The sequence below is a fragment of the Kitasatospora sp. NPDC024654 genome, assembly GCF_055559155.1.
The window spans coordinates 1-1,753 of record NZ_JBVHLF010000250.1 but is presented as its reverse complement, the minus strand read 5'-3'; the positions used below and the strand labels follow the sequence as shown (position 1 = coordinate 1,753).

Below are 1,753 nucleotides of genomic sequence, written 5' to 3'. Positions count from 1 at the left end.
CCCTCCGCAAAAACCACCCCGAACCACTCACCCTCACCACCACCCTCGCCCACCTCCACACCCACGGCCACCCCACCACCTGGCCCACCACCCAAACCCCCACCCAAACCCCCACCCACCCAACCGAGTTGCCCACCTACCCCTTCCAACGCGACCGCTACTGGCTCCACCCCACGCACACAGCCGACCTCAGCTCCACCGGCCTCACCCCCAGCGACCACCCGCTGCTCGACGTGGCCGTCGAACTGCCCGACGGCGGCCACCTCTTCACCGGCCTGCTCTCCCTGCACCGCCACCCCTGGCTCGCCGAGCACGCCGTCCTGGGCGCCGCGGTGCTGCCCGGCGCCGCCTTCGCCGAGATCGCGTTCCGGCTGGCCGACCGGCTCGGCTACGACGAGGTGAACGGCCTCGTCCTGGAGCAGCCACTGGTGCTGCCCGAGCAGGGCGGCGTCGAGATGCGGATCGTCGTCGGCGCGGCCGAGGAGTCCGGGGGCCGTTCCTTCCGCGTCCACTCCCGGCCGCACCGCGCCGACCGCCAGGAACAGCGGGAGTGGGTGAGCAACGCCACCGGACGGCTGGACAACGTGTTGGACACCCCGCCGGCGCCGACCACCCCGGCCCCGGCCGGGAGCTGGCCCCCGGCGGGGGCGGAGCCGATGGCGGTCGACTCGCTGTACGCGCGGGTCGCGGCTGCCGGGATCAGCTACGGCCCGGTCTTCCAGGGCCTGCGGGCCGCCTGGCGGCACGGCGACGACCTGTACGCCGAGATCGCCCTCACCCCCGACGCCGCACCCGACGGCTACGGCGTCCACCCCGCCCTGCTCGACGCCGCCCTCCACCCGATCGCCCTGCTCAACGGCGGTGACGCGGACGGGTCGAGCGCACCGGTCCTCCGGCTGCCCTTCGAGTGGAACGGCATCCGGCTGCACGCCACCGCCGCCGGCGGGCTGCGGGTACGGATGTCGTCGATCGGCCCGGACACCGTCGCGCTCACCCTCACCGATCCGGTGACCGGTGCACTGCTGGCCGAGGTCGAGTCACTGACCGTCCGCCCGGTCGACCCCGCGGCGTTCCGTCGGGCCGGCCTGTCGGATCCGCTGTACCAGCTCACTTGGACCCCCCTGCCCAGGTCGGCCGAGCCGGTGCGGACCGCCGGCCGTTACGCCCTGCTCGGCACGGTTCCGGACGGCTCCGCCGAACTCCCGGCCGGCGCCACCCTCCACGGTGACCTCACCACGCTCGCCCGGAACCTCGCCGAGGCACCCGCCGACGTGCTCCTCGTCCTCGCTGAGCCCGCCGAGCAGGACGATCCGGTGGCCGCCGCCCACCAGGTGGCCGAGGCCCTGCTCTCGGTGCTGCAGGACTTCCTCGCCGACGAGCGGCTCGCGGAGAGCCGGCTGGTCGTGCTGACCCGGGGCGCGGTCGCGGCACGCGAGGGCGACGCCGTGCCGGGGCTGGCGAGCGGCCCGGCCTGGGGTCTGATCCGTGCGGCGCTGTCGGAGAACCCCGGCCGGTTCGTGCTCATCGACCACGACGACACCGACGCCTCCTGGCAGGCCCTGCCGGCGGCACTGGCCGAGAGCGACGAACAATTCGCCATCCGTGACGGACAGTTGTACGTCCCACGCCTCACCAAAACCACCACTCCCGACCCCGACCAGACCCCCACCCCCCTCGACCCCAACGGCACCATCCTCATCACCGGCGGCACCGGAACCCTCGGCACCCTCCTCGCCCGCCACCTCGCCACCAC

General features: G+C 74.0%; 1 protein-coding gene. It reads left to right on the top strand.

All coding sequences use genetic code 11. The features are described from left to right. The coding region (locus ACZ38L_RS39395; RefSeq protein WP_465702953.1) for a polyketide synthase dehydratase domain-containing protein at nt 1-1,753 on the top strand (1,753 nt) is incomplete at both ends.